The organism is Massilia sp. CT11-108 (assembly GCF_047302915.1).
In the GTDB taxonomy this organism is placed as follows: Bacteria; Pseudomonadota; Gammaproteobacteria; order Burkholderiales; family Burkholderiaceae_D; genus Telluria; species Telluria orientalis.
Window position 1 is genome coordinate 1 of the sequence record NZ_JBKYMO010000792.1, and the last position, 1,814, is coordinate 1,814.

The 1,814-nt window shown below is 71.9% G+C and carries 1 protein-coding gene and 1 pseudogene; both read right to left on the reverse strand.

The window, feature by feature from the left end:
• Window positions 1–1,276, reverse strand: a pseudogene (locus ACEN88_RS30735) (hypothetical protein); the annotation flags it as partial.
• On the reverse strand, window positions 1,273–1,814 hold a 542-nt coding region (locus ACEN88_RS30740; protein WP_413345826.1), incomplete at its 5' end, for a hypothetical protein. The pseudogene ACEN88_RS30735 and the gene ACEN88_RS30740, both read right to left, overlap by 4 nt.

Sequence of the window (1,814 nt, forward strand, 5' to 3'; positions counted from 1 at the left end):
CCACGGTGAGGTAAGCAGGAGCGGAAGCGGCGCCGGCCAGCGCGGGCTGTTCCAGCGCGGGCGTCAGCGCCTCGGACAGCATCAGCGCGGCGACCAGCCACGGATCCGTGTGCCCGCGCGGCTTCGCCCCCCGCTGCCAGCGCTCCAGCGCATGGCGTGCCGGGACGGCGCACGATCCATCGCGGCTGCCGGCGCAGTCTTGCAGCGTTGCGACCCAGTCGACGAAGGCGTACTGTCCGCGCAGGGGCTCCGGCTTGGCCTCGTCCATCAGCACGGACCAGTCGCCCAGGCGGTCGAGCGCGTACGGGTCGTGCGCGGGATCATCCAGGTAGCGGTTCAATTCATCGAGGCGGTTTTCGGGCGTCAGCCGCACGCGCATGGACCGCAGCAGCGCGCGGGCCGGTTCGTGCATGGGCTGCAGCGATGCGTCGGCCACGATGGCGGCGCCGCGCTTGTCGAGAAGCTGCGCCTGGCGCTCGCGTTCATTGCGCGGCGTCTGCGGCACGGCAGCGACGGCGCGCCGGACTTCCGAGCGCAAAGCGAGATATGCGCCGAGACCCCGCATCGGATGGCCGGCCGTCGCGCCGATCTGGTCGAACAGCGCGGTGCTCTCGGCATAGTGGGCGCCGTGGAACTGCCACGCGGCGCGCTGGTAGTCGCGCAGCTGGCGCCAGTAGGCCGGCTCCGTCGCGGGCAGCGGCTGCGGCGCGACGATGTCGGGCAGCTTCTCGGTGCGATACGCGTAACGTGCATCCTCCGCGCGCTGGCAGGATTCGCCGACCTGGTATTGCGCGCGCAGCCACGCATCGACCCGCGCGCGGGTGGCATCCGGTCGCGCCTCCAGCTGGCGCAGGGTCGCGGCCGCGTAGGCATTGGCGGCCACCGGACAGGCCACGATCATGCGCGCCGCCGGATCGTCGATCTTGATGTTCAATACCTTGGCGGCGCGCCCGACCAGATCCGCGGACGTGTCCTCGCCGTCGACGTGGTCCCACCCGTAGCCGAACGCGCTGCCGTCGGCCCGGTCCAGGCCTTTCTCGGTGCCCAGCTTCTGCGCGACCGGCGCGCCGAGCATGATCGCGCGCCAGGCCGTGTACAGGTAGACGCGGCGCATGCCCGGCTGCAGCACGCCCAGGTCGCCGGCCTGGAAGCGCGCGTTGGGAATGTCCGGCTTCGTGTAAGCCTTGAACATCGTGTAGCTGGGACCATAGTCGCCGCTGGCGAACGCGTTCGCCGCGACGGCGGCGATGGCGGCACAGGCAAGCAGGTATTTCATCGGGAATCCCTCCATCCTTTTTCGTCGAACCAGAACGTGCGCCGGTAGCGCGCCGCCACCGCGGGCGGGAGCGCTTCCTGGCGCGAAAAGCCGGCACTGCCCGCGCGGCACAGCGGATGCAGCACGTCGGGCCGCGTCGCCACGATGCCGCGCAGCGCCTCGTTGTCGCGGCCCATGCGGAAGAACATCGGCACCACTTCGTCCGCCTCCAACCCGTCCAGCCAGGCCGGCGCACGGCACCACCAGCCGAGCGCCGTGACGCTCAGCCGCATATCGCCCGGCAGCGCGGCGCGGATGCGGTGCACGAGGTCGCGGTAGTCGGCGCGCTGCGACGGCCGTGCTTCCAGGTCCAGCTGCACCCAGCCCGACGTCGATGCGCGTGCGGCACTGTGCATGGCGGCGAGCACGGTGCTTTCCGCGGGCTTCAAACCCGCCGGGGGATGCAGCGGGTCGATCTCGACGTGCACGACGGGGATCACGCGCGTCCCGCGCGCCAGCGCGCGCGGACGTGCGGCCGCCCGCACGGGCACCGGGGCGG